The following is a 24,962-nucleotide window of genomic DNA, read 5'->3' on the forward strand; positions in this document are numbered from 1 at the left end:
GCTGATTTTCCCCAGTTACGCCGATCTGAGCCCCGGTTCCTCCAACCGGCGGTCGTAGCTTATCTGCGTTCATGCGTCGTCCGGTTGCCACTTTTGCTGACCATCGAGACAACGCCATGTTGAAGCACCCCGCCACGAAGTACCGCCCGTTCACCCCGGTCAATATCCCCGACCGACAATGGCCGAGCCGCACCATCACGCGCGCCCCGATCTGGATGAGCACCGATCTGCGAGACGGCAACCAGGCCCTGTTCGAGCCGATGGATGCCCAGCGCAAGATGCGCATGTTCAAGACGCTCGTCGCCATCGGCTTCAAGGAAATCGAAGTGGCGTTCCCGTCGGCGTCCGATACCGATTTCAACTTCGTGCGGGAACTGATCGAAGGCGGGCACATCCCCGACGACGTCACCATCGAAGTCCTCACGCAGGCCCGCGACGACCTCATCGAGCGCACGTTCGCCGCGCTCAAGGGCGCGCCGCGCGCCATCGTCCACCTCTACAACGCGACCGCGCCCGAATTCCGCCGCATCGTCTTCAACCTCGATCAGCCCGGCGTGAAGGCGCTTGCCGTGGCCGCGGCCAAGACGATCAAACGCTGTGCCGACGCCGCGACGGACACGCAATGGACGCTGCAATACAGCCCCGAGACGTTCACCGGCACCGAACTCGAGTTCGCCAAGGACGTGTGCGACGCCGTGTTCGACGTGTGGCAGCCGACGCCGCAGCGCAAGTGCATCGTCAACCTGCCGGCCACGGTGGAAATCGGCACGCCGAACCACTATGCCGACCAGATCGAGTGGATGCACCGTCACCTCGCGCGCCGCGATTCGCTGATTCTCTCGGTCCACCCGCACAACGATCGCGGCACGGCCGTGGCCGCCGCCGAACTGGCCGTGATGGCCGGTGCCGACCGCATCGAAGGGTGCCTCTTCGGCAATGGCGAGCGCACCGGCAACGTCGATCTCGTCACCCTCGGTTTGAACCTGTACACGCAGGGCGTGGATCCGGGCCTCGACTTCTCGAACATCAACGAGATCGCCCGCACGTCGGAAGAATGCACGCAGTTGCCCGTGCATCCGCGACATCCGTACGTCGGCGACCTGGTGTTCACCGCGTTCTCCGGTTCGCATCAGGACGCCATCAAGAAGGGCCTGGCGGCGCAAAAACCTGATGCCGTCTGGGAAGTGCCGTACCTGCCCATCGACCCGAGCGATCTCGGCCGCACGTACGACTCGATCATTCGCGTGAACAGCCAGTCGGGCAAGGGCGGCATCGCCTATCTGCTCGAGCAGTCGTATGGCGTGCAGATGCCGCGTCGGCTGCAGGTCGATTTCAGCTCGGCCGTACAGCGTTACACCGACGAGACGGGGGCCGAAGTCACCGCGTCGCAGATCTGGCAACTGTTCCAGAAGGAATACGTGGCGTCGAACGAGCCGGTCGCTTACGTCGGTCACACGCTGTCCGAGCGAGACGGCCGCCAGCAAATCGCCGTGACGCTCGACATTCACGGTCAGCGCACGACCGTCTCGGGCACCGGTAACGGACCGCTGGACGCTCTGATGCATGCCATGCGCACGCCTGTGCGCGTCCAGCATTACGAGGAGCGCGCGCTCACGCAAGGGGCCGACGCCCGTGCGATCGCCATCGCGGAGATGGCCGGCGACGCCATCGTGGGCAGTGCTTTCGGCGTGGGCATCGATGCGAATCTGACGACCGCATCGATTCGGGCAGTGATCAGCGGCATCAACCGCGCGTATGCCCGCAGCGAAGCGGACGCGCGGGCAACGTTCTTCGACGCCGTCATGCGCGACGTCGCCAAGGCTGTCTGAACGGTCAGGGGAACCTGAGGAAGGACGGAAGGAGATTGAGGGCAGATGCGTCCCGCCCGGCACCGATCGTGCCGGCGGGACCCCGGTGCGGCGTGGCAGGACTTACCCAGTCCCGCACGCGCGCCCGGCCCTGAAACACGGGCGGTGTTGTGGGATTACACCGCTTCGATGGCGATAGCGATGCCTTGGCCGACCCCAATGCACATCGTACACAGCGCAAAGCGACCACCCGTACGCTGGAGCTGGTACATCGCCGTCGTCACCAGACGTGCGCCGCTCATGCCGAGCGGATGGCCCAGCGCAATGGCGCCACCGTTCGGATTGACGCGCAGGTCGTCGTCGGCCACGCCGAGCTGACGCAGCACGGCCAGGCCCTGGCTCGCAAACGCTTCGTTGAGTTCGATCACATCGAACTGATCGATCGACATACCGAGCCGAGCGAGCAGTTTTTTCGTTGCGGGAGCCGGACCGATGCCCATGATGCGCGGTGCCACCCCTGCCGTCGCCATGCCCAGAACGCGGGCACGCGGCGTCAGGCCAAAGCGCGCCGCACTCGCCTCGTCTGCCAACAGCAGAGCGCAGGCGCCGTCGTTGACGCCAGAAGCGTTGCCGGCGGTCACGGTGCCATCCGGGCGTACCACGCCCTTGAGTCTGGCGAGCGCTTCCATGCTCGTTGCACGCGGATGTTCGTCGCGATCCACCACGATCGCCTCACCCTTTTTCTGGGCGATGGACACTGGCGTGATTTCCTGGGCCAGCGTGCCGTCGGCCTGGGCGCGTGCCGCTTTTTCCTGCGAACGCACCGCGAAGCGATCCTGATCTTCACGGCTGATGCCGAACTCGGTCGCAACGTTCTCGCCCGTCTCGGGCATCGAATCCACACCGTACTGCGCCTTCATCAACGGATTGACGAAACGCCAGCCGATGGTCGTATCGTAAATCTCCGCCTGACGCGAAAACGCGCTCGCCGCCTTGCCCATCACGAACGGCGCACGGCTCATGCTCTCCACGCCGCCGGCGATCATCAGGCCGGCTTCGCCCGCCTTGATGGCGCGCGCGGCGGTGCCGATGGCGTCCATGCCCGAACCGCACAGGCGGTTGAGCGTGGCGCCCGGCACGTCTTGCGGCAGGCCGGCCAGCAGCGACGACATGCGTGCCACGTTCCGGTTGTCTTCTCCGGCCTGGTTGGCGCAGCCGAAGATCACGTCGTCGACCTGCGTCCAGTCGACGCCGCCGTTGCGCGCCATGAGCGCCTTGAGGGGCACGGCGCCGAGGTCGTCGGCACGTACGGAGGACAGCGCGCCGCCGTAGCGGCCGATGGGGGTGCGAATCGCGTCGCAGATAAAGACTTCACTCATGGGTCTACCTCAGCCGAATCGAAACTCGCGCAGGGAGTCTCGCAGATGAAAAAACGCCGGGTCACATCAGGCGATGTCCCGGCGGTGGGGGCTTGTACCGCGTCAGGCAACAGCCGGTGAGGGCAGGAGCGTCACACCGGTCACACGTTGGAGTTCGTCGAGCGTGAGGCCGTCGACCATGTCGACGACGCGCAGGCCCTCGGGGGTGACGTCGAGCACCGCCAGATCGGTGTAGATGCGCGTGACGCAACCCACGCCGGTGAGCGGATACGTGCACTGCTCGACGATCTTGCTCTCGCCCTGCTTGGTCTGGTGCTCCATCATCACGAACACCTGCTTGGCGCCGCTGGCGAGGTCCATCGCCCCGCCCACGGCCGGAATGGCGTCGGGAGCGCCCGTGTGCCAGTTGGCCAGATCGCCCGTCTTCGAGACCTGGAATGCGCCGAGCACGCAGAAGTCCAGGTGGCCGCCGCGCATCATCGCGAACGAATCGGCATGGTGGAAGTACGCGCCGCCCGGCTTGAGCGTGACGGGTTGCTTGCCGGCATTGATGAGGTCTTCGTCCTCTTCGCCCTTGGCGGGGGCCGGGCCCATGCCGATCACGCCGTTTTCGCTCTGGAGAATGATCTCTCGCTCGGCGGGCAGGTGATTGGCGACAGCGGTCGGCAGGCCGATGCCGAGGTTGACGTAGGCGCCGTCGGGAATGTCCTGGGCAACGCGGGCGGCCATCTGGTCGCGGGTCAGTCGGTTCATGTCGTGCTCCGAGTTCAGATGGGGATCAGGCGCGTGCGGTGCCAGGCACCGCGACGACGCGTTGAACGAAGATGCCGGGCGTGACCACGGCTTCCGGATCGAGGTCGCCCAGCTCGACGACTTCATCTACCTGAACGATGGCGCACTTGGCCGCCGTGGCCATGATGGGGCCGAAGTTGCGGGCGGTCTTGCGATACACGAGGTTGCCCCAGCGGTCGCCCTTGAGCGCCTTGATGAGCGCGAAGTCGGCGTGGATCGGCAGTTCGAACACATATGGCTTGCCGTCGATGACGCGCGTTTCCTTGCCTTCGGCGAGCAGCGTGCCGTAGCCGGTCGGCGTGAAGAAGCCACCGATGCCGGCGCCTGCGGCGCGAATGCGCTCGGCCAGATTGCCCTGCGGCACCAGTTCCAGCTCGATCTTGCCCGCGCGATAGAGCGCGTCGAACACCTGCGAGTCGGTCTGGCGCGGGAACGAGCAGATGATCTTGCGCACGCGCCCGGCCTTGAGCAGGGCGGCGAGGCCGGTCTCACCGTTCCCGGCGTTGTTGTTGACGATGGTCAGTTCGCGCGAGCCTTGCTCGATCAGCGCGTCGATGAGCGCCGAGGGCATCCCGGCATTGCCGAAGCCGCCAATCATGATCATCGCGCCGTCGTGAACGTCGGCAACCGCGCTGGCGAGCGAATCGTAAATCTTGTTGATCACACGTGCCTCCTGGGCAGTTCCATCGGGCTGGCGGACTCTCGGCCGTGGCCCTTGTTGGGTGTCTCCCGGCGATGGCGTCTTGTCAGGCGGCATCGTCTGGTTCACAATGTTCTTATAGCGAACATGTATTCGCTATAAGAACAGCGTAAGCCTTCTCGTGTCGGCCGTCAAGCGAGGGTCGGCCCGAGGGGGGGGACGCCGGTCTGGCGCAGACGACGCAGTGCCGTGTGTCGTGCGGTGGAACCGGCGACACAAATCCATTACGCTTGCCGTTCCATTGCCTTTCGCCATCCGCCTTTTCCATGACACCCGTGCTCAACGACGCTACCGAACCCACCGACAAGAAACCGGGTGACTCCTACGTGCAGTCGTTTGCGCGCGGGTTGGCTGTGGTCAAGGCGTTCAACGCGACGCGTCCGGCGCAGACGCTCTCGGAAGTCGCACAGGCGTCGGGTCTCACCCGTGCGGGGGCGCGTCGCATTCTGCTCACGCTCGAAGCGCTGGGCTACGTGCGAAGCGAGGGGCGCCTGTTTCGGCTCACGCCGCGTATTCTCGACCTTGGCTTTTCGTATCTGACGTCGATGCCGCTGTGGAATCTGGCCGAGCCGTTCATGGAGGCGCTGGTGCAGCAAGTGCATGAGAGCAGTTCCGCCTCGGTGCTCGATGGCGACGACATCGTCTATGTCCTGCGCGTGCCGGTGCGCAAGGTGATGTCGATCAACCTGTCGATCGGCAGCCGTCTGCCGGCATGGTGTACCTCGATGGGGCGCGTCATGCTCTCGGCGTTGCCCGACGACGAACTCGACGCCGCCTTGCGTCGCGCGGACATTCGTCAGCACACGCGCCGCACGGTGACGGATATCGACACGTTGCGTCAGCGCATTCTCGACGTGCGCGCCCAGGGGTGGGCCATCGTCGATCAGGAGTTGGAAGAGGGGATGATTTCGATCGCTGCGCCAATTCGCAACCGCGCGGGGCAGGTGATTGCGGCGATGAACGTCAGCGGTCAGGCCAACCGCACGTCGGCGGCGGAAATGGAAGCCACATTCCTCGCGCCCCTGCTGGCGGCCGCGCAGAAGATTTCGCAGATGGTGGTGGTGTAACGTCCGCACGCGCGTTGCTTGCGCGGTCTCGCGTCGAACAAAGCGGGGCGCCCGATGGCCGGGCGCCCCGCTTTTGCTTGTGTCACGCGTGCGGACCGTCCGTCGATCCACTCGTCGCGGTGCCCAGTGCGCCAGCGCGCGCCAGCCGAAGCGCCGAAAGCAGCGTGTCGTGATCGCCGATCTGGTTGGCGAGCAGCAGGATCAGTTGCGCGTTGGCCGCCTGACTTTGCGCCTCGTCGAGATCTCGGTGCATGTCGATCAGGGCTTCGTAGAAGTCGTCCGGACGCGTCAGACGCGGTTGTGTATCGAGTGCCATGAAGGGGCTCCTTACTGCGGGATCGATGGGATCGGGATGTGGGTCGATGCGCTTGGCCGGCGGCACCTCAGGCCGCGCATTGCATCGGGGCGACTTCCGGGGCGGTACATCCCAACGCCCGCTCGCGCGCGGCGGCAATCGCCGTCGCGTCGACGCTGCGCCACCGCGCGCACACGTGTTGATCCGGACGAATCAGATACACCGTTCCCGGCGCGGCGTCGTAGCGTTGGGCCGCCAGGCCTTGCGCGTCGTGCCAGACGCTATGGGATTCGCCGCGCGCGTCCTGCGCCGCTTCGGCATCCGGCGTGACGAACAATGACACGACGGGCACGCTGTCGTTCGCGAGCGCGTCGAGGCCCGCGAGCGATGCCGCATCGAGCGACGCCGGTGCACCGAATACGAGCGCGACGAAGCGCCCGCCCAGGCGAGGCAGCAGCCAGCCGTCCTGCCCATGCCGGACGAGCGGTGCGTCGACGCAGGCCGTGCCCGGGACCATGCGTCCCGCAAACGTGTCGCGCTCCGGCGTATTCAGTGTCGACTCGCTCAGCACGGCGGGCACGGACAACCGCCCGCTGTTGACCAACCGACGCGCAAACGCGTGATCGCGGGCGAGCGTCAGCACGGCATCGCGAAAGACCCGCGAGACGGGGCTCTTGGGCGTGATGAAATCGGTGGAACGCGTCGAGTTGCGGATGTTTTCGTCAGCGGCGAATTCGCGCTCACGGGCGTAAGTGTCGAGCAGCGTATCCGGCGCCTGGCCGGCAAGCACCAGCGCCAGTTTCCACGCGAGGTTCTCCGCATCCTGCACGCCGCTGTTAGCGCCGCGCGCGCCGAACGGCGATACACCATGCGCGGCGTCCCCGGTGAACAGCACGTGACCGTGACGGAAGTCGTCCATGCGCAGGCATGAGAACGTATAGACGCTGACCCACTCCAGGGTGAATTTGGCGTCAGGTCCGAGCAAGGCTTGCACGCGTGGGATCACGCGCTCGGGTGTCTTCTCGACGGCCGGGTCGGCATCCCATCCCAACTGGAAATCGATGCGCCACACGTCGTCTGGTTGACGATGCAACAGCACGGATTGATTCGGATGGAACGGCGGATCGAACCAGAACCAGCGCTCGGTCGGAAAGTCTGCCGTCATCTTCACGTCGGCGATCAGGAAGCGGTCCTTGAATGTGCGTCCGTGGGTGTCCACACCGAGCAACTTGCGCACGGGACTGCGCGATCCGTCGGCGGCCACGACGTAACGTGCGCTGGTTTGATAGTTGCCGTCGGGCGTCTCGACCGTGAGCGTGACGCTCGCCTCGGGCGTACCGGGCGTGCCTTGCTGCGTGAGCCCCACGACCTTGTGCTTCCAGCGGATGTCGATGTTCGGCAGTTCGCGTGCGCGCTCGTAGAGATAACCTTCGACGTAGTACTGCTGAAGGTTGATGAACGCCGGACGATGGTGTCCCGTTTCCGGCAGCAGGTCGAAGTTGTAGACCTCCCGATCGCGCAGGAACACGCGGCCGACGTTCCAGCACACGCCCTTTTGCACCATGCGCTCGCCGCAGCCGAGACGGTCGAAGATATCGAGCGTACGCTTGGCGAAACAGATGGCGCGCGAACCTGCCGAGAGCGTGCAGTCGTCGTCGAGCACGATCACGGGCACGCCCTGCTGCGCGAGGTCGATGGCGCTCGCCAGTCCCACCGGCCCCGCGCCGACCACGATGACCGGGTGAATATCACCCGCGGCGTTGCCGGACTGTTCTGCGCAGGGCTGGTAATCGAACGTCAGACGCTGGTAATCGATGCTGCTCATACAATGTCTCCATCGTCGGCACCGCACCGGCGCAAGCGCCCCGGCGGGTTCCGCTTTTTGCTTTTACTCTTGATGTTGCGCCCGGCGCGGCGTCTATCGCCGCGCCGAGGCCGATCTGCGCGACCTCAGTCCTGCAGAGCGGTCCACATTTCCTTGTCGCGCTGCGCCGTCCAGATGCGCGGATGCGTGATGCCGCTCGCTTCGTCGAACGCGCGGGTCACATCGAACGGCAGGCAGTGTTCGTAGATGAAGACCTGACCGAACTTCGGATCCATCGCGCGACGCGTCAGTGCCATCGCCCCCTTCAAATCGAGCTTCTGTTCGACGGCCTGCTTGCCCGCTTCGAACAATGTCGTCACGAAGTCCTTCGTGTACGCCAGGCCCTTGGCGACATCGTCGGGCGTGGTCAGGGCAGGGCCCCGGCCCGGCACGAGCTTTTCGGCGCCGAGCGCGGCCAGCGCGTCGAGCGTGGCCGGCCATTCGGCGAGTTGCGCGTCACCGGTGTAGCATGCGGCGTCGTACTCGACCAGGTCGCCCGAGAACAGCACCTTTTGCGACGGCACCCATACCACCGTGTCGCCCTTGGTGTGACCCGAACCGAGGTGCGCGATCTTCACTTCGAGCTTGCCGAGGAAGAGCGTCATTTCCTTCTCGAAGACGAGCGTCGGCCACGTGAGACCCGGCACCGTTTCGACACCGGCGAACAGACGCGGAAAGCGCTCGATCTCCGACTTCATGTCGGCTTCGCCGCGCTCGACGATCATCTCGTACGTGCCACGGCTTGCGATGATCTGCTGCGCGCCTTCGGCGAAGTAGGCCGACGCACCCAGCACGCGCACGGCGTGATAGTGCGAGAGCACCACATACTTGATCGGCTTGTCGGTGATCGTGCGGATCTTCGCGATGAGATCCTGCGCCATGGCGGGCGTGGCTGTCGTGTCGACGATCATCACGCCGTCGTCGCCGATGATGACGCCGGAGTTCGGGTCGCCCTCGGCCGTGTAGGCCCAGGTGTTTTCCGACAATTGGGTGAATGTGACCTTCTTGGTTTCCAGGTCAGCTTGCGAGGCGAATGCTTTGGCCATGCTTGTCTCTCTCTTATCTCGTCTGCGGGGATGATGCGACTGATGGGGTCGATGAAGCCATCTTACGAAATGCCCTTAATATTTGTCAATGACAAATAGTATCGTTATTTGCTAATGTTGAGTCATGGGCGATGGAATGACGTTCCCGCCTTGGGTTAACCCCGAGGAACATCGGGAACGATGCCATTGCGGGCGTCGACTTGTTTAGAATCTAGGCCATTTTCCTGTGGGAGCCCGCCTCCCTTGATCGCATGAATCGAATTCCGATGGACGGCACGGCCGACGCGAGCGGCCAACCCGGGCGTGCCTCGCGCGGCGTGCAAAGCGTGGACGTAGCGGCGCGCGTGCTTCAGGCGCTGGCGCAGGCGCACCGGGCACTGGGGCCGGGCGATCTCGCCGCGCTCGCCGGGCTGCCGCCTGCGCAAGCGCATCCGTATCTGGTAAGCCTCACGCGGCTCGGCTTGCTCAAGCGCGACCCGATGTCGGGCGACTACACGCCGGGCCCGATGACGTTGCGTCTCGCGTTGCTGCATCTCGAGAACGACCCGGCGTATCGTGCGGCGGTGCCGCGTGTCGTTGCGCTGGCACGGGAGACGGGGCTTTGTGTCGCGATCTGCACGAGTGCGCCGCAGGGCCCGCTCGTCGTGCATTTCGAGCGTGCGGCGTTTCCGTTGCATGTGAATCTGCACGTGGGATCGGTCATGTCGCTCACGACGACGTCGACCGGGCGCGCGTTTTGCGCCTTCACCCCGCAGGCGCAATGGCCGCAGGCGTGGCGTGAGCAGATGCCGACATCCCCGACCGAGCGCGAAGGTTTCGATGCGCTGCTCGACGAGACACGCGCGCACGGTGTGGCGCGTAGCGTGAATACGCCGAGCCCGTCGGTGAGCAGCCTGTGCGCGCCGGTGTTCGATGCGAGCGGGCGGCTGCGTCTTGCGCTCACCGCGATCGGGCCGACGGCGGCCCTCGATGTCGCATGGGACGGCGCGGCGGCGAATGCATTGCGCGCGACGGCGAGCGACATCGCCGCGCAAGTCGATGCTCGTGGCGCAGACGGCAAGGAGGGCGCATGAACGCGACGCAAAGCCGAAAGGAAACGCACGAGGTGCCGGACGACGTGGCATCGATGCCCGCGAAACCGCAGCGCGGCATTCAGGCGCTGGAAAGCACCGGGGCATTGCTCGAGGCGCTGGCGGCGGCGGGGCGTCCGCTGCCGCTCAATGCACTCGCGCGCGACGCGGGGATGGCACCGGCGAAGGCGCATCCGCATCTGGTGAGCTTGCAACGTGCCGGCTTGCTCTCGCGCGATGCGAACGGCAATTTCGAGGCGGGGGCGCTCAGCCTTGAGCTTGGCTTGATGGCATTGCAGCGTCTCTCGCCTACGGGGGAAGCCGAGCCGGAGATTCTCGCGCTGGCTCACGCCACCGGATTGTCGGCCGCGATGGCCGTGCTCGGTCCGGTCGGTCCCACGGTGGTTCGGCTTGAGGAGGCGATGCGTCCGCAGCACGTGAGCCTGCGCATCGGCACAGTGCTCTCGTTGGTGAACACGGCCATTGGCCGCACGTTCGCGGCGTTCCTGCCCGATGCGGTACTCGACGGCATGCTCGCACAGGAATCGGTGCGCATGGCGGGCCTCGGCGCGGAAGGGCGCGCGTCGACGCCACCAGCCGACTTTGCCGCGCGGCTGAAGGCGATTCGCGACCAACGATTCGATACGGCGCAAAGCAATCCCGTGCCGGGTATCGACACAGTGGCAGTACCGGTGTTCGATCACACGGGGGAGGTGACGCTGGTGCTTGCGTTGATGGGGTCGGCGGGCAGTTTCGAGACGGCGCTCGATGCGTCGCCGGCGCAGGCCTTGCAGGCGGCGGCGCGCCGGCTGTCGTGGCGCTTTGGCGCGGTGGGCCGCGCGGACGGCGCGGTAGGTTCGGTTGGCGCGGTTGGTGCTGTTGGGTAAGCGCGCGGCATCGACGCAGTCGCGCGGCGGCCGCACGATCGGTACAGACCGATCCCGGCCGAGACGTGATCCGGCCGGGTGAAGGTTCAGCGAGTCGTCAATGAATGGCCAACGCGTTGGCCTGTGCGTTGGCCACGCCGGCCACCACGTTCACACCGAGATTGCCCGAGGCGCCCATCAGGGCCCGGTCGCCCAGCGACGCGCTCGGCACGCCGGTCAGGATCGTCGTGTTGCGGATCGTCTGACGGGTATCGACCGCAACGCGCGAGGCGTTCGCCAGCACAAGCTGATTCGACTGCAAGTTGAGCGCGCCGGCGGCAACGTTCACGCCGAAGCTGCCGTGCGCGTTGCGCAGCGCGTCGGTGCCGAGGGTGGCGGTCTGGCCGCCACGAAACACGGCGTCGCTGGCGAGGGTTTGTCGGGTGGAGAGATTGACGACGGTGGCGTCGTTCAGCGGGGCGGCGAAGGCCGGCGCGTGGGCGACGGTCAGCACGAGGGCACTCAGCAAAGCAATACGCGGCATATTGATTTTCCCCAGAGAGTCCGTTGGGACGGATATCTGGTTATCGGCGCCTGAGGCGCTCGGGTTGAAGGAAATTTTCATGTGCCGCGGATGCGCCGGACGTTGACGGATTGCCCCGACACCGGCGCGTTGCGTCACTGAAAGCCGCGATCATTCCCATAACCGCCGCGGCGCGCATTTTCGCATGGAGACGCGCGATTGCGTCGCCATGCCGTCGCGTCGGTGATGGTGGGCCGAGCGTGCCTTGACGCGCGAGATTACGCCGGTTCTCCCGCGCCGTTCGCGAGTTTTGCCGCCGTGACGTGCGCTTGCGTTGCCGCCTGCTGCTGCACCGACGCCGATTTCTTGTGGTCGATCAACAACACGGCAACGACCGCGATGACGGCGGGAATGGCGATTGCCATAAAGTTTTGCTGCAAAGGCAGTGACAGGCTCACCAGCATACCGATCGCGATGGGCGCGAGAATGGCGCCGCTGCGTCCCACCCCGGAGGCCCAGCCGATGCCCGTGCCGCGTGCGGCCATTGGGTAGAACTGTCCCGCGTAGGCGTAGGTGACGATCTGCGTGCCGATGGTCGACGCCCCGGCCAACCCCACCAGCACGAAGAGCACCGGCGTCGGTACCTTCACGCCGAGCAGCGTGATGGACACGGCGGCGAGCGTATACATGCCCACAAGTACGTACTTGATGTTGAAGCGGTCAGCGAGCCAGCCGCCGCCGATGGCACCGAGCATCGCGCCAAAGTTCAGCACGAGCACAAACGTGAGCGCCGAGCCGAGGCTATAACCGGCGCTTGCCATGAGCTTGGCGAGCCACGAGCTGAGCGCATACACCATGAACAGGCACATGAAGAACGCGACCCACAGCATGACGGTGCTCATGCCTCGCCCGTCCTGAAACAGACGCGAGAGCGGCGCAGCCTGCTTGCGATCCGTCGAGGGCAGCGCGAACTGATCGCCCGGCTGCGCGACATAATCCGGCGCGAGGCGGGCAAGCACTTGCTTGAGCGCGTCGAGACGGCCCGTGCGGATCAGGAACGGCATCGATTCCGGCAGGGCCTTCATCGCGAACGGCACGAGCAGCGCGGGCAGACCCGCCGCCAGAAAGACGGACTGCCAGCCGTGCGTCTCGATCAGCCCCTTGCCGAGCAGCGCGGCGAGCATGCCGCCTACCGAATAGCCCGAAAACATGAGCGTGACGAGCGTGGCGCGCAGGCGACGCGGCGCGTACTCCGTCATTTGCGCGACCACGATCGGCATCACGCCGCCGATGCCGACGCCCGCAAAGAAGCGTGTCACGGAGAAGCTGATCGGTTCGTGCGTGAATCCGGCCATGGCGGTGAACAGCGAGAACATCAGCACACAGATGGCGATGGCTTTGCGCCGGCCGATGCTGTCGGCCACCATGCCCATCGCAATGGCGCCGAACATCATGCCGAAGAGGGCGGCGCTGACCATGAAACCGGCACTGGTGGCGTCGACGTTCATCGCTTTCATGATCGAGGGCAGCGCAATGCCCGCGACCGCGAGATCGTAGCCGTCGAAGATGATGATGAGCGCGCACCAAAGCAGGATGCGGTAGTGATAGCCGTTCAAGCGGGCGTTGTCAGCCAACTCATGTACGTCGATAGGTCGCATGCGAGTGTCTCCATAACGAATCCGCCCTCCGTCGAAATGCGGAGAGTCTTGGGGATGTCTTGACCGACGCAATCGGCTCCCGGGCCGGGCCTCATGGGCACGGCCAGGAACCGCCGCCAAGGAAGCCGACTGCCTCAACGAACCTCGATGGGCAGCTATTTATGCAATATTGTGCATGCAGTAAACGCGAAATGACGATCCACTGCAAGGACAATTTGCCCGATTCAGGGTTTTACAGGAGGAAACGATGCCCGTAAGTGCTTGTTTAATTGCGGTGGTAACGGGCGTGGAGGGGGAGTGATGTGCGGCGGCAGGACACCGCCGCACGAAGACGCAGGATGCAACTTATTGCTTGGCGACAGAAAACGGCGGGAGCTGATAACTCCAGGTCTCGCTCACGGCCTTGCCGCCGGAGACGAGGGCGGCGCGCAGCTCCACGACCTTGGCCGGGTCCTTGACCATCACGCGCAGGTTCAGGCGCATGCCGTGCGTGACCGGGTTCGGTTGCAGCGTTTGCTCGATGAGAGTGGCGTTATCGCTCACGCTGACCTGTGGCGTGACCGAACCGGCGGGCAGCGTGGCGAGCGGGCCGCCGTCGAAGTCCACGATCAGCCCCGTGCTGCCGTCGAAGTGACGGATCAGGTTGGCTTGTGTAATCTCGCCGGCCGTGCGCAGCGTCTGCTTCACCCAGGCCAGACGTCGATCGACGATGCCGCGCTCGTTCATCGTCCAGTGGATCGTGTAGTCGGCCTGCAGCGGTTGCCCCTTGGGGGGCAATTGGTCAGGCGTCCAGAACGCGCCGATGTTGTCGTTGGTCTCGTCCGGCGACGGGATTTCCACCAGTTCGATATGGCCCTTGCCCCAGTCGCCCTGCGGCTCGATCCAGGCGCTTGGGCGAAGATCGTAACGATCCTTCAGGTCCTCGTATTGCGCGAAATCGCGCCCGCGTTGGAGCAGGCCGAAGCCGCGCGGATTCGTCACCTGGAACTGACTGATGGCGAGATTGCGCGGATTGTTCAGCGGACGCCAGATCCATTCACCATTGCCGGCGTGAATGGCCAGGCCGTTCGAATCGTGCAACGCCGGGCGGAAGTTGTACGGATCGCGCTGCTGATTCGGTCCGAACAGGAACATGCTCGTGAGCGGCGCGATGCCGAGCTTGGTCACCGGGGCGCGCAGGAAGACCCGTGCCTGCACCTTCAGCAGCGAATCCTCGCCGGGCGTCAGATCGAAACGATAGGCGCCGGTGGCGCGCTTCGAGTCGAGCAGCGCGTAGAACACCAGGTGCTTGTCGCCCGCGTTCGGCCGTTCGATCCAGAACTCGCGAAAGGCCGGGAATTCCTCCGCGATGGGCAGGCCCGTGTCGATGGCCAGACCGCGCGCCGACAGACCGTAGACCTGTCCCTTGCCGATCACGCGGAAGTAGCTCGCGCCGAGCACGCTCATGATTTCATCGAGCTTGCCCGGCTCGTTGATCGGGTAGAGCACGCGAAAGCCCGCGTAGCCGAGGTTGTGCGTGGCGCTGCGGTCAAGCTTGAGATCGCCGAAGTCGAAGCGGTGGCTGTCGTACTTGATCTCGTCGATCTTCGCGTTGGCGCCGGTGCCGACGATCTCATTGATCTTCACCGGCGTGCTGAACTGCATGCCCTGGTGGTAGAAACCCAGCTTGAACGGCGAGGGCTGATCGTTCCATTCGAAGGCGTCGCGCCGCGGCTGGATCTTGATGTAGTCGCCGAACGGCATCTTGGCGAGCGCGGGCGTGAGATTGCTCACTGGCGCGACGTAGGGCTTGTCGGCGAGCGTTTTCGCACGGGCGGTGACGTCGTCGAGGGAGAAGGCATACGCATGCGCGGCGCTCAGCAGGGCGGCACCCGTGACAAAGGCGGACACGAACGCATGGGCGCGTCGATGCCAAGATTTGGCGGGGGGAAGCAGAACCACGAAATTCTCCAGTCGTTGGGGGGCGTATCACGTCCGATGGCATCGCGACGTTCGCGAAAGGTGGGACGAACACCTTCGGGAAAAACCAATTGTGGCAAAGTATCGCACTTCACACTTCGCACTTCGAGTTACGCACCCGGATCGTTGCGCCGGTATGGGTAACACCAGTTGATACGACGCAAGGCGCTGCCGCGCGATCTCGCCGGTCATCCAGACGTCGCGCCACATTGGATCGCTATCAGATGAGAATGTTCTCCGCACTGGCGCTCGCGGCCAGTCTCGCGGCCGCGCCGGCCTTCGCCGACGCGCCTGCCGCCCTGGGCAACGGTGCTCAAGGCAATCCCCCGGCGGCCATGCCGTCTGCGTCCGCCAAGCGGGCGTTCATCGATGACCTCATCGCACGCATGACGCTCGATGAGAAGGTCGGCCAGTTGCGCCTGATCAGCATCGGTTCGGACATGCCGCAGCCGATGCTCATCAAGGAGATTGCTGCCGGTCGCGTAGGGGGCACGTTCAACTCGGTCACGCGCAGCGACAACCGCCCGTTGCAGGATGCGGCCGTCAAGCAAAGCCGCCTGAAGATTCCGATTTTCTTCGCCTACGACATTGTGCATGGGCATCGCACTGTGTTCCCGATCAGCCTCGGGTTGGCGTCGAGCTGGGACATGTCGGTCGTAAAGCAAGCCGCACGCGTGGCCGCCATCGAAGCGAGCGCCGACGGGCTGGATGCGACGTTCGCGCCGATGGTCGACATCTCGCGCGACCCGCGCTGGGGGCGCACCTCGGAAGGCTTCGGCGAGGATCCCTATCTGGTCTCGCAAGCGGCGCGCGCGAGCGTGGAGGGGTTCCAGGGCACGTCGCCGGCCAACCCGGACAGCCTGATGGCCTTCGTGAAGCACTTCGCGCTGTACGGTGCCGTCGAGGGCGGACGCGATTACAACGTGGTCGACATGAGTCCGATGCGTATGTACCAGGACTATCTGCCACCGTACCGCGCCGGGATCGACGCCGGCGCGGGCGGGGTGATGATCGCGCTGAACTCCATCAACGGCACGCCGGCCACGTCGAACAAGTGGCTGCTGCGCGATCTGCTGCGTGACGAATGGGGCTTCAAGGGCGTGACGGTGAGCGATCACGGTGCGATCGAGGAGTTGATGCGTCACGGCGTGGCGAAGGACGGCCGGGAGGCCGCGAAGCTGGCCATCGAGGCAGGCGTCGACATGAGCATGGCCGACGTGCAGTACCTCAAACAATTACCGGGGCTCGTGAAGTCGGGCGAGGTGCCGATGCGCGACATCGACGACGCCGTGCGCGAAGTCCTCGGCGCGAAATACGACATGGGCCTGTTTGCCGACCCGTATCGCCGGATTGGCCTCGCGGCGCAGGATCCGAAAGATGTGAATGCACAGAGCCGTCTGCATCGTGACGCCGCGCGCGATGCCGCGCGCAAGTCCATTGTCTTGCTGGAGAACCGGCACCACACACTGCCGCTGGCCAAAGCGGGCAAGGTCGCGGTGATCGGGCCGCTCGCGGACGCGAAGATCGATATCCTGGGGAGCTGGTCGGCCGCGGGCGTGGCGTCGCAGGCCGTCACCCTGCTGCAAGGGGTGCGCGATGCGCTGGGCCCGCAGGCGCAGGTCACTTACGCGCGCGGCGCGAACATCACCGACGACCCGCGCGTGGTGCAATATCTCAACTTCCTCGATTGGGACAATCCGGAAGTCGTGCAGGACAAGCGAGCGCCGCAGCAGATGATCGACGAAGCCGTGCGAGTCGCGCGCAACGCCGACACGCTGATCGTGGCGGTGGGCGAAGCGCGCGGCATGTCGCACGAGGCGTCGAGCCGCACGAGTCTGTCGTTGCCGGGTAGCCAGTTGGCGCTGTTGCAGGCACTCAAGGCGACCGGCAAGCCGCTCGTCGTCGTGCTGATGAACGGTCGCCCGCTCGATCTGAACTGGCCGAAGGCCAACGCCGACGCCATGCTCGAGACGTGGTACACCGGCACCGAAGGCGGCCACGCGATTGCGGACGTGCTGTTTGGCGACTACAACCCGTCGGGCAAGCTGCCGATCTCGTTCCCGCGCTCGATCGGCCAGATCCCGACGTACTACAACCAGTTGCGCATCGGTCGTCCGTTCACACCGGGCAAGCCGGCCAACTACACCTCGCAATACTTCGAGGAAGACTCCGGCCCGTTGTATGCCTTTGGCTACGGCCTGAGCTACACCTCGTTCGCGGTGTCGAAGGTGACGCTATCGAGCAAGACGCTCGCCCGCGGCGGCAAGCTCGATGCGAGCGTGACGGTGCGCAACACCGGCAAGCGCGCGGGCGCGACCGTCGTGCAGCTCTACTTGCAGGACGTTGCCGCATCGATCGTGCGTCCCATCAAGGAGCTGAAGGGTTTCGAGAACGTGAGCCTGAAGCCCGGCGAATCGCGCACCGTTCACTTCGCGATCGATGAAAGCCTGCTGAAGTTCTACAACGCGAAACTGCAATACGTGGCGGAGCCCGGCGACTTCAACGTGGAGATCGGGCTCGATTCGCAACACGTCGAACAGGCGTCGTTCACTCTGCAGTAATGGCACCGCGTGTCGCGGCGTGGTGTCGCGATTTGACGGACCTCACGTCTGCGTCTGGAATTCCTCGCGAAGGAATTCCACGCAGGCACGGACCTTGGCCGACGACGCCACGCGCGACGGATACACGGCCCAGACGTTGGCCGGTTGCGTCACGTCGGGCAGCACCTGCACCAGATCCCCGCGCGCGATAAGTGCGCCCACGTCCCACATCGAGCGCAGCACGATCCCCTGTCCGTCGAGCGCCCACTGCACGGCCACCTCCCCGTGGTTCGTCGACAGCGGCCCCGTCACCTTGAGGGCGACGGCCTCGCCGCGCTGTTGCAGCCGCCACATGCCGAACGGATGATCGCGTTCCTTGATGACGATGCACGCATGCCCGGCCAGGTCGCTCAATTGGCGCGGCGTGCCGTGCGCGTCGAGATAGGCGCGCGAGGCGCACAGCACCCGATGATTGTCCGCGAGCTTGCGGGCGATCAGATGCGGCGCGATGTCGTCGCCGATGCGCACATCGAGGTCATACCCCTCGGCCGCCACGTCGACGATCCGGTCGAACAGGTCGAGGCGCACGTTGAGCAGCGGATGCAGCGCGCGCAGCCGCGACATGGCGGGCGCCACCGCATGCCGTCCGAAGCCGAAGCTGCTCGACACCCGCAGCGTGCCGCGCGGCACCTGCCTCGTGCTGGAGACGTCCTCGATCAGGTGATTCACGTCGTCGAGAATTTTTTCCGCCCAGGCGTACACGCGTTCCCCTGCGTCGGTGATGGCCACGCGCCGGGTCGAGCGATGTAGCAAGCGCGTGCCAAGGTCGGCTTCGAGCATGCCGACGCGCTTGCTCACGTACGCGGGCGAGACGCCCAGCGCTTCGGCTGCCGCCGAAAAGCTGGCACGGCGCGCGACCTGGCAAAACACGCGCAGATCGTCGAGATTCGGGTTGACGGGCAGAGGTTTATTCACGATTCGTGGATAGTGGATTAACCGATTGAGGGATTTTATCCGCGTTGGAATGGAATAACCTAGTGTCATCGTCCAACCCTCAGGAGAGACAGACCATGACCGACACGTCCCAGCGCCCTGCGCGTCCGTTCAAGATCGCCGTGATTCCGGGCGACGGCATCGGTAAAGAGGTGATGCCCGAAGGCCTGCGTGTGCTCGACGCCGCGTGCCGGCGCTTTGGAATTCCCGTCGACTACCAGCACATCGAATGGGCGAGCTGCGACTACTACGCCAAGCACGGCCAGATGATGCCGGACGACTGGAAGCAGCAGCTCGACGGCGTCGACGCCATTCTGTTCGGTGCCGTGGGCTGGCCCGAGACGGTGCCCGACCATATCTCGCTGTGGGGGTCGTTGCTCAAGTTCCGTCGCGAATTCGATCAGTACATCAACCTGCGCCCGGCGCGTCTGTTCGATGGGGTGCCGTCGCCGCTGGCGGGCCGCGAGGCGGGCGATATCGATTTCCTGATCGTGCGCGAGAACACCGAAGGCGAGTACTCGTCGGTCGGTGGCGTGATGTTCGAGGGCACGGAGCGCGAGTTCGTGGTGCAGGAGTCGATCTTCACGCGTCACGGCACGGAGCGCGTGCTGAAGTTCGCGTTCGATCTCGCCCGGCAGCGCGCGCGCAAGCACGTGACCGTGGCGACCAAGAGCAACGGGATTTCGATCTCGATGCCGTGGTGGGACAAGCGCGCGGCCGAGACGGCAGCGAAGTATCCGGACATCACCTGGGACAAGCAGCACATCGACATTCTGTGTGCGCGATTCGTGCTCAATCCGGACCGCTTCGACGTGGTGGTCGCGTCGAATCTGTTCGGCGACATCCTGTCGGATCTGGGGCCGGCCTGCACCGGCACCATCGGCATCGCGCCGTCGGGCAACCTGAATCCGGAAGGTAAATTCCCGTCGCTGTTCGAACCGGTGCACGGCTCGGCGCCGGACATCGCGGGCAAGAACATCGCCAACCCGATCGGCATGATCTGGACGGCCGCGATGATGCTCGACTTCATCGGCCGCGGCGAAGGCCGCACGCGCGAGGCGCACGACGCCATTCTCGCGGCGATCACGCAGGTCATCAAGGACGGGCCGCGCACCGGCGATTTGGGCGGGAGCGCGAACACGACCGAAGTCGGTCAGGCGATTGCCGCCGTGCTCAGCGCGGGCTGAGCGATCGCATGACGCCCGTCGCGCGGGCGCGGTGCGCGACGCGGCGTGCCGGCGGGTCGTGGCCGGCCCGCCAGACAACTCGCGGCAGGCGTCAGTCCGACGCCTGATTACGCGACACCCGTCTCGGCCCCATGTTTCGTCGCGCTTGCGACGTACTCATAGTCCTGCGTGTTCACGTGCGTCAGCCGATATTCGACGGGTTTGAGATTGATGGAATAGGCAATGCGCTCGATTTCCAGCACGGGATCCCCTTCGGGAAGGCCCAGCAGCGTGCTCTCGCTGTCGCTGGCCCGGGCAACGCGCAGTCGCTCGTCCGTGCTGGCGACGTTGATGCCGAACGCATCCTGGTAGAAGTTGTAGAGCGTATTCGGCCTGTCGCGCAGCATCGTTTCGGTCAGCGTTGGAAATATCGACTCGGGTAGCGTGATCGTGTCGACCATCACGACCCGTTCGTGCAATGCCAACGCGTTCGTGAACGTAATGATTCGCGCCCCCGGCTCGATACCGAGCTTCGCCGCAATGGCCGCGGGGGCTTGCGACTTCCGGTAGTTGACCAGGGTTACGACCGGATACGAACGCTCTCCGTCGCGCCGCGCCACGCGGAAGAAGCGAAAGAAGTGACGATCGCGACGATGCTGCGCGACGAATGTCCCCAAGCCCTGGTGACGAATCAGGATGTTCTCGGCGCATAGCTCGTCGATGGCTTTCCTTAGCGTGCCGATCGATACCCCGAAGCGCTCGGCAAGGCGCTTTTCAGACGGGATCACCTCGCCGCCTTTCCATTCCTGTGCCGTCAGCGCAGCCAGCATCGCTTCCTTCACTTCCTTGTAACGCGTGCCGCCCGGGGCGGACGGCATGACCGTGACTGTGCTCACGTTTCCCCCGAATGCTTTGAATATGGCGCCATTGTACGCATCCGATTTGAAAGATGTAACACATATAGATGATATGGTTGACATGGATGAATTCGACGCCTACTATCGGTTTCAACGGCGGGCGCCATCGAGACAGGAGGGCGCTCAACATCGTCAACCAGGAGGCAGACATGAGTCAGGCAGCAGCGGGCGTGGGCGAGGCAACGAAGGTGAAAGCGGGTGAGCGCAAGACCATTCACATCGTCTTGCACGAGGCGAAGGACACGGTGGGGGTCGCGGTGGTGGAGGGCATCAAGGCGGGATCGCAGTTGAACGCCTGGATCATGGACGAGGACGAGATCGTCACGTTCCCGGCCAAGCAGGACATCCCCATCGGTCACAAGGTGGCGCTCAAGGACATGCAGGTAGGCGACACGGTGTTCAAGTACGGCGTGGATATCGGGAAGGTGGTGTCACCGATCAGTGCGGGCGAACACGCGCACGTTCACAACATCAAGACGAAGCGCTGGTGATCGGCGCGTCGGACCTGAGCTTCCCCTACCCCACATCGAGAGAGACATCATGAGCGTGATTCAACTGGACACCACTTTCCGTGGCTATCGCCGTGAGAACGGCCGCGTCGGCGTGCGCAACCACGTCATCATTCTTCCCGTGGACGATCTGTCCAATGCTGCCGCGATGGCCGTGGAATCGGCGATCAAGGGCACCATGGCAATTCCGCACCCCTACGGCCGGCTGCAATTCGGCGCGGATCTGGACTTGCACTTCCGCACGCTTATCGGCGCGGGCAGCAATCCGAACGTCGCCGCGGTGATCGTCATCGGTATCGAAGAGGGCTGGACCAAGCGCGTGGTCGACGGCATTGCGAAGTCGGGCAAGCCGGTCATGGGGTTCGGCATTGAACTGCACGGCGATCACGACACGATCATGCGTGCGTCGAAAGCCGCCAAGGAAATGGTGCATCACGCGAGCACGCTCGAGCGCGAGGAGTGCCCGATCAGCGAGTTGTGGGTGTCGACCAAGTGCGGAGAATCGGATACGACGTCAGGCTGCGGCGCGAACCCCACCGTCGGTAATGCGTTCGACAAGTTGTACGGCCTTGGCAACACGCTCGTGTTCGGCGAGACCTCGGAGCTGACGGGCGGCGAGCAGATCGTTGCTGCGCGTTGTGCGAACGACGGCGTGCGCGAGCGATTCCAGTTCATGTTCGACCGTTACCAGGACATGATCAATCGCTGGAAGACGGACGACCTCTCCGAGTCGCAGCCGACCAAGGGCAACATCGCGGGCGGCCTCACGACGATCGAGGAAAAGGCCCTCGGTAACATTCAGAAGATCGGCAAGAAGTGCATGGTCGACGGCGTGCTCGACAAGGCCGAAGCACCGACGCATTCGGGCCTCTGGTTCATGGATTCGTCGTCTGCGGCGGCCGAGATGGTGACGCTGTGCGCCGCGTCGGGCTTCGCGGTGCACTTCTTCCCCACGGGACAAGGCAACGTGATCGGCAACGCCATCGTTCCCGTGATCAAGATCTGCGCGAATCCGCGTACCGTTCGTACCATGGGCGAGCACATCGACGTGGATGTCTCGGGTCTGTTGCAGCGGGAGCAGAACCTCGACGAGACCGGCGACAAGCTTCTCGAGTGCATGCTTGCGACCGCCAACGGTCGCTGGACGGCTGCCGAAGTTCTCGGCCATCGCGAGTTCGTGCTGACGCGCCTGTTCGAAAGCGCATAATTCGCACCGCAGTCGCGCGCGGCGCCCGGTGCGGCGCTGCGCGTTGCCTTATGGCGTCAATGCAGGAGCAGTACAGAGGTCCCCGTCCGGTGCGCGCACCGGTTCGCCAAACCGCCCCATGAGCGGTGCGAACCGGGCGCCTGTGCCGCATGTCGTCTGTTTGCAAGTGGAGGAGACACCATCTTGCGCGTGCTCAAACATCTCTATGTCCAGGTCCTGATCGGCCTGGCCGCCGGCATTCTCGTCGGCTATTTCGCGCCCGCTCTCGGCGTTCAATTCAAGCCGCTGGGCGACACCTTCATCCGCCTGATCAAGATGCTGATCACGCTTCTGATTTTCTGCACGGTGTCTGTCGGCATCGCGCGAATGGAAAACCTGAAGCAGGTCGGGCGCGTTGGATTCAAGACGATTCTTTACTTCGAAGTGGTCACCACCCTCGCGCTCGTCCTGGGCCTGATCGTGGCGAACGTGTTGCATCCCGGCGCGGGGCTGAACATCGATCCGAAGACGCTCGATCCCGGCGCGGTCTCGCATTTCGTCACCGAAGTCCACGTTGCCGAGCACAAGAGTTTTCTGGAGGCGATCGTACCGAACTCCGTGGTTGGCGCGTTCGCGCGCGGCGATCTGCTTCAGGTGCTGCTGTTCTCGGTGCTGTTCGGCGTTGCCCTGTCGATCATGTCTGATCGCAGCAAATTCCTCTCAATGGCCATCGAGCAATTCGGCGACGCGTTGATGCGCATCGTCGAGATGATCATGCGGCTCGCACCGCTTGGTGCCTTCGGGGCGATTGCGTTCACGGTCGGCAAGTACGGCATCGGCGCGTTGCAGCAACTGGGGTTGCTGATTCTGTGCTTCTACGTGACGAGCATCCTGTTCGTTGTGATCGTGCTGGGGACTGCATGTCGCTGGGCGGGCGTTGGCCTGTGGCCGCTGTTGCGATACCTGCGCGAGGAGTTGTTGATCGTGCTCGGCACGTCGACAACGGAGTCGGTGCTGCCACGCCTGATGGACAAGCTCGAACGCCTCGGCTGCCCGAAAACGGTCGTGGGACTCGTCTTGCCGACGGGCTATTCCTTCAATCTCGACGGCGCAGCCATCTATCTGACGATGACCTCGTTGTTCATTGCGCAAGCCACCAACACCCATCTGACGTTGATGCAGCAGCTCGGGCTGCTCGCGATCCTGCTCGTCACGTCGAAGGGGGGCGCGGGGGTGGCAGGGGCGGCGCTGGTGGCGCTCACGGCAACCCTCTCGTCGCACAACATCATCCCCGTGGCGGGGATCACGCTCATCATCGGCATTGACCGCGTGCTCAACGAAATTCGCGCGCTGGTGAACATGATCGGCAATGCGGTCGCGACGCTTGTCGTAGCGCGCTGGGAGGGCGTGTTCGATGTCGATACGGCGCGCGCCGTTCTCGCCCGACCGGATGCAGGACGCGAGGCGCCGTCGAGCCCGCTGGTCGAGTCGGTGCCGCATCAGGCCATGCAGGACATGAAGCCATGAGCGAGAACGAAAAGCAAAGGGTGATGCCGGCCGACCTGCGTCAGCTCGTGCGCCGCGTGCTGAGCGCGTCGGGCGCGACGCAGGCGACGGCCGATGCCGCCGCGCAGGCGCTTGTGTATGCGGACGAGCGCGGTCTCACGTCGCACGGTGTGGCACGCCTGCCGATGTATGTTGCGCAGTTGCGCAATGGCCGCGTCGATGCGGCCGCGCAGCCCACGATCTTGCGCGACAAGGGCGCGGCGTTTCTCGTCGATGCTTGCGACGGTCTGGCGTTCGCCGCGTGCGACCTGGCCATCCGCACCGGTATTGCACGTGCGCGAGATTTTGGCACGGCCACGGCGAGCGTTGTCCGCAGCCATCATTTCGGTGCGGGCGCTTTTCATCTCGAAGCCGCGGGCGCGGCGGGGCTCGTGGCGCTGGCCTTCAGTAATGCACCGGGCGCCATGCCCGCGTGGGGCGGTACACGGCCCCTGTTCGGCACGAATCCCATCGCAGCCGCATTTCCGCGCGCGAAGGCGCCGCCGCTGATGATCGACCTGTCCATGTCGCAAGTCGCGCGGGGCAAGGTCATGGTCGCGGCGCAGCGTGGCGATTCGATTCCCGAAGGCTGGGCGACCGACGCCGACGGGCAGCCGACGACCAATGCACGTGCGGCACTCGACGGCATGATGCTCCCGTTCGGCGGTGCCAAAGGCGCGATGCTGGCATTGATGGTGGAACTGCTCGCCGCGGCGTTGTCAGGGGCGCAGTTCGGTGCAGAGGCGGGCTCGTTCCTGGTTGCGCAGGGCAAACGCTCACGCGTCGGTCACCTGTTCTGGCTGATCGATCCCGCCGCGCTCGCGGGTACCGAGGCCTACCAGGAGCGAATCGAGACGCTTATTGAGTTGATGCTGATGGATGAAACGGTGCGATTGCCCGGGGCGCGACGTGATGCCATCGCGCAAGAGGCCACGCACGCGGGGATCGCGGTCCCGCAGGATCTGCTGGCGCAACTCGAATCGCTGGCGGCAGGCTGTTCCGGCCAATGATCGACAGTGCGCGCGGTGCATTGGGCGACGGCTTGTCCAATCGCGCGCGAAAGGCGCGGACGTCACTAT

Annotated in this window: 21 protein-coding genes; 10 read left to right on the forward strand and 11 right to left on the reverse strand. The window is 64.7% G+C overall.

Going from position 1 to position 24,962, the window contains the following annotated elements; translation table 11 throughout:
* The first annotated feature begins 116 nt into the window (after positions 1–116).
* Complete coding sequence (leuA, locus tag PCE31107_RS03720; protein WP_150606584.1) at positions 117–1,829, forward strand: 2-isopropylmalate synthase; 1,713 nt, start codon at positions 117–119, stop codon at positions 1,827–1,829.
* Positions 1,830–1,984: 155 nt separating this feature from the next.
* On the opposite strand, the gene pcaF is transcribed toward leuA, so the two are convergent.
* The 3 genes from pcaF to PCE31107_RS03735 all read right to left on the reverse strand — a co-directional run bounded on the left by pcaF (position 1,985) and on the right by PCE31107_RS03735 (position 4,643).
* On the reverse strand, positions 1,985–3,187 hold the full coding sequence (pcaF, locus tag PCE31107_RS03725; protein WP_150606586.1) for a 3-oxoadipyl-CoA thiolase: 1,203 nt from the start codon (positions 3,185–3,187) through the stop codon (positions 1,985–1,987).
* Between the two features lie 102 nt (positions 3,188–3,289).
* The gene (locus PCE31107_RS03730) at positions 3,290–3,940 is read right to left on the reverse strand and encodes a CoA transferase subunit B (RefSeq protein WP_150606588.1); all 651 of its coding nucleotides are present in this window, start codon (positions 3,938–3,940) and stop codon (positions 3,290–3,292) included.
* A gap of 25 nt (positions 3,941–3,965) precedes the next feature.
* A complete protein-coding gene (locus tag PCE31107_RS03735) occupies positions 3,966–4,643 on the reverse strand; it encodes a 3-oxoacid CoA-transferase subunit A (RefSeq protein ID WP_150606590.1) in 678 nt (225 codons plus the stop codon).
* A 302-nt stretch (positions 4,644–4,945) separates the two neighbouring features.
* On the opposite strand from PCE31107_RS03735, the gene PCE31107_RS03740 reads away from it, so the two are divergent.
* A complete protein-coding gene (locus PCE31107_RS03740) occupies positions 4,946–5,746 on the forward strand; it encodes an IclR family transcriptional regulator (protein WP_130024866.1) in 801 nt (266 codons plus the stop codon).
* An 82-nt stretch (positions 5,747–5,828) separates the two neighbouring features.
* On the opposite strand, the gene PCE31107_RS03745 is transcribed toward PCE31107_RS03740, so the two are convergent.
* The 3 genes from PCE31107_RS03745 to PCE31107_RS03755 all read right to left on the reverse strand — a co-directional run bounded on the left by PCE31107_RS03745 (position 5,829) and on the right by PCE31107_RS03755 (position 8,951).
* Positions 5,829–6,062: a DUF2783 domain-containing protein gene (locus PCE31107_RS03745; RefSeq protein WP_150562356.1), complete on the reverse strand. Its 234-nt coding sequence runs from the start codon at positions 6,060–6,062 to the stop codon at positions 5,829–5,831.
* 67 nt (positions 6,063–6,129) lie between these two features.
* A complete protein-coding gene (locus tag PCE31107_RS03750) occupies positions 6,130–7,866 on the reverse strand; it encodes an FAD-dependent oxidoreductase (protein WP_150606592.1) in 1,737 nt (578 codons plus the stop codon).
* 125 nt (positions 7,867–7,991) lie between these two features.
* The gene (locus tag PCE31107_RS03755) at positions 7,992–8,951 is read right to left on the reverse strand and encodes an MBL fold metallo-hydrolase (RefSeq protein WP_150606594.1); all 960 of its coding nucleotides are present in this window, start codon (positions 8,949–8,951) and stop codon (positions 7,992–7,994) included.
* A 251-nt stretch (positions 8,952–9,202) separates the two neighbouring features.
* Between PCE31107_RS03755 and PCE31107_RS03760 the strand changes: the two genes are divergently transcribed.
* Positions 9,203–10,024: an IclR family transcriptional regulator gene (locus PCE31107_RS03760; RefSeq protein WP_246181697.1), complete on the forward strand. Its 822-nt coding sequence runs from the start codon at positions 9,203–9,205 to the stop codon at positions 10,022–10,024.
* The gene (locus tag PCE31107_RS03765; protein WP_246181698.1) at positions 10,021–10,908 is read left to right on the forward strand and encodes an IclR family transcriptional regulator; all 888 of its coding nucleotides are present in this window, start codon (positions 10,021–10,023) and stop codon (positions 10,906–10,908) included. The genes PCE31107_RS03760 and PCE31107_RS03765 overlap by 4 nt, the downstream gene beginning before the upstream one ends.
* Before the next feature lie 97 nt (positions 10,909–11,005).
* Here the strand turns inward: PCE31107_RS03765 and PCE31107_RS03770 are convergent, their stop codons facing one another.
* The 3 genes from PCE31107_RS03770 to PCE31107_RS03780 form a co-directional block, all read right to left on the reverse strand.
* Positions 11,006–11,431, reverse strand: a complete 426-nt coding sequence (locus PCE31107_RS03770; protein ID WP_130024870.1) for a hypothetical protein — start codon at positions 11,429–11,431, stop codon at positions 11,006–11,008.
* Between the two features lie 257 nt (positions 11,432–11,688).
* On the reverse strand, positions 11,689–13,068 hold the full coding sequence (locus tag PCE31107_RS03775; protein WP_130024871.1) for an MFS transporter: 1,380 nt from the start codon (positions 13,066–13,068) through the stop codon (positions 11,689–11,691).
* A 345-nt stretch (positions 13,069–13,413) separates the two neighbouring features.
* Positions 13,414–14,958, reverse strand: coding sequence for a glucan biosynthesis protein G (locus tag PCE31107_RS03780; RefSeq protein ID WP_150606900.1), 1,545 nt, complete (start codon positions 14,956–14,958; stop codon positions 13,414–13,416).
* Positions 14,959–15,257: 299 nt separating this feature from the next.
* Here PCE31107_RS03780 and bglX point away from each other — a divergent pair, with 299 nt between their 5' ends.
* On the forward strand, positions 15,258–17,588 hold the full coding sequence (gene bglX, locus PCE31107_RS03785; RefSeq protein WP_174966548.1) for a beta-glucosidase BglX: 2,331 nt from the start codon (positions 15,258–15,260) through the stop codon (positions 17,586–17,588).
* A gap of 42 nt (positions 17,589–17,630) precedes the next feature.
* Here bglX and PCE31107_RS03790 read toward each other — a convergent pair whose 3' ends face one another.
* Positions 17,631–18,530 (reverse strand): LysR family transcriptional regulator, encoded by a 900-nt coding sequence (locus tag PCE31107_RS03790; protein ID WP_150606902.1) that lies wholly within the window; start codon positions 18,528–18,530, stop codon positions 17,631–17,633.
* Between the two features lie 107 nt (positions 18,531–18,637).
* Here PCE31107_RS03790 and PCE31107_RS03795 point away from each other — a divergent pair, with 107 nt between their 5' ends.
* Positions 18,638–19,747: a tartrate dehydrogenase gene (locus PCE31107_RS03795; protein WP_150606598.1), complete on the forward strand. Its 1,110-nt coding sequence runs from the start codon at positions 18,638–18,640 to the stop codon at positions 19,745–19,747.
* A gap of 107 nt (positions 19,748–19,854) precedes the next feature.
* Here the strand turns inward: PCE31107_RS03795 and PCE31107_RS03800 are convergent, their stop codons facing one another.
* Positions 19,855–20,622 carry a GntR family transcriptional regulator gene (locus tag PCE31107_RS03800; protein ID WP_130024874.1) on the reverse strand — a complete coding sequence of 256 codons (768 nt, stop codon included), beginning with the start codon at positions 20,620–20,622 and terminating at the stop codon, positions 19,855–19,857.
* 170 nt (positions 20,623–20,792) lie between these two features.
* Here PCE31107_RS03800 and PCE31107_RS03805 point away from each other — a divergent pair, with 170 nt between their 5' ends.
* From PCE31107_RS03805 to PCE31107_RS03820, 4 genes are all read left to right on the forward strand, one after another.
* Positions 20,793–21,134, forward strand: a complete 342-nt coding sequence (locus PCE31107_RS03805) for a UxaA family hydrolase (RefSeq protein ID WP_217425179.1) — start codon at positions 20,793–20,795, stop codon at positions 21,132–21,134.
* A gap of 49 nt (positions 21,135–21,183) precedes the next feature.
* A complete protein-coding gene (locus tag PCE31107_RS03810; RefSeq protein ID WP_150562363.1) occupies positions 21,184–22,359 on the forward strand; it encodes a UxaA family hydrolase in 1,176 nt (391 codons plus the stop codon).
* 183 nt (positions 22,360–22,542) lie between these two features.
* On the forward strand, positions 22,543–23,865 hold the full coding sequence (gene dctA / locus PCE31107_RS03815) for a C4-dicarboxylate transporter DctA (RefSeq protein WP_130024876.1): 1,323 nt from the start codon (positions 22,543–22,545) through the stop codon (positions 23,863–23,865).
* Positions 23,862–24,893 (forward strand): Ldh family oxidoreductase, encoded by a 1,032-nt coding sequence (locus tag PCE31107_RS03820; RefSeq protein WP_150606600.1) that lies wholly within the window; start codon positions 23,862–23,864, stop codon positions 24,891–24,893. Before dctA ends, PCE31107_RS03820 begins: the two co-directional genes overlap by 4 nt.
* The last annotated feature ends 69 nt before the right edge of the window (positions 24,894–24,962 follow it).

It is taken from the genome of Pandoraea cepalis (assembly GCF_902459625.1).
Lineage (GTDB): Bacteria > Pseudomonadota > Gammaproteobacteria > Burkholderiales > Burkholderiaceae > Pandoraea > Pandoraea cepalis.

What these genes read in the sequence shown, in the direction of transcription:
- PCE31107_RS03775 (WP_130024871.1), bottom strand. Translation starts at nt 13,068, where the DNA reads ATGCGACCTATCGACGTACATGAGTTGGCTGACAACGCCCGCTTGAAC.
- PCE31107_RS03745 (WP_150562356.1), bottom strand. Translation starts at nt 6,062, where the DNA reads ATGGCACTCGATACACAACCGCGTCTGACGCGTCCGGACGACTTCTAC.
- PCE31107_RS03750 (WP_150606592.1), bottom strand. Translation starts at nt 7,866, where the DNA reads ATGAGCAGCATCGATTACCAGCGTCTGACGTTCGATTACCAGCCCTGC.
- PCE31107_RS03810 (WP_150562363.1), top strand. Translation starts at nt 21,184, where the DNA reads ATGAGCGTGATTCAACTGGACACCACTTTCCGTGGCTATCGCCGTGAG.
- PCE31107_RS03760 (WP_246181697.1), top strand. Translation starts at nt 9,203, where the DNA reads ATGAATCGAATTCCGATGGACGGCACGGCCGACGCGAGCGGCCAACCC.
- PCE31107_RS03770 (WP_130024870.1), bottom strand. Translation starts at nt 11,431, where the DNA reads ATGCCGCGTATTGCTTTGCTGAGTGCCCTCGTGCTGACCGTCGCCCAC.
- PCE31107_RS03765 (WP_246181698.1), top strand. Translation starts at nt 10,021, where the DNA reads ATGAACGCGACGCAAAGCCGAAAGGAAACGCACGAGGTGCCGGACGAC.
- PCE31107_RS03805 (WP_217425179.1), top strand. Translation starts at nt 20,793, where the DNA reads ATGAGTCAGGCAGCAGCGGGCGTGGGCGAGGCAACGAAGGTGAAAGCG.
- PCE31107_RS03740 (WP_130024866.1), top strand. Translation starts at nt 4,946, where the DNA reads ATGACACCCGTGCTCAACGACGCTACCGAACCCACCGACAAGAAACCG.
- PCE31107_RS03730 (WP_150606588.1), bottom strand. Translation starts at nt 3,940, where the DNA reads ATGAACCGACTGACCCGCGACCAGATGGCCGCCCGCGTTGCCCAGGAC.
- pcaF (WP_150606586.1), bottom strand. Translation starts at nt 3,187, where the DNA reads ATGAGTGAAGTCTTTATCTGCGACGCGATTCGCACCCCCATCGGCCGC.
- PCE31107_RS03820 (WP_150606600.1), top strand. Translation starts at nt 23,862, where the DNA reads ATGAGCGAGAACGAAAAGCAAAGGGTGATGCCGGCCGACCTGCGTCAG.
- PCE31107_RS03755 (WP_150606594.1), bottom strand. Translation starts at nt 8,951, where the DNA reads ATGGCCAAAGCATTCGCCTCGCAAGCTGACCTGGAAACCAAGAAGGTC.
- bglX (WP_174966548.1), top strand. Translation starts at nt 15,258, where the DNA reads ATGTTCTCCGCACTGGCGCTCGCGGCCAGTCTCGCGGCCGCGCCGGCC.
- PCE31107_RS03795 (WP_150606598.1), top strand. Translation starts at nt 18,638, where the DNA reads ATGACCGACACGTCCCAGCGCCCTGCGCGTCCGTTCAAGATCGCCGTG.
- leuA (WP_150606584.1), top strand. Translation starts at nt 117, where the DNA reads ATGTTGAAGCACCCCGCCACGAAGTACCGCCCGTTCACCCCGGTCAAT.